Annotated in this window: 1 pseudogene; it reads right to left on the reverse strand. The window is 30.0% G+C overall.

The window, feature by feature from the left end:
• A pseudogene (locus ACFINC_RS11365) lies at positions 1–250 on the reverse strand (SPOR domain-containing protein); the annotation flags it as partial.

Consider the following 250-nt stretch of genomic DNA (forward strand, 5'->3'; position numbering starts at 1 on the left):
CTTCTTTTTTCCAATTTTCTTGATTCGCTGAAATTTTATAGGGATGGTTTATAGAACGATCATAGAAGTTTTGATTGTCATCATCAGCTTTCTGTATATTCGAAGTTTCAGGTTGTTGTGAAGTCGTTTGTGAAAAACGATCGATTTTTTCAACAGTTTCTGTTTCATCTCTTTTATTTTCGCGTCTTTCAGATTCATTAAAAAAGATATTTTCTGATTCTGATTGTGAGATAAAATTCCTTTTTTCAAA

The sequence above is a fragment of the Bartonella sp. AP58NXGY genome, assembly GCF_042195785.1.
GTDB lineage: Bacteria > Pseudomonadota > Alphaproteobacteria > Rhizobiales > Rhizobiaceae > Bartonella.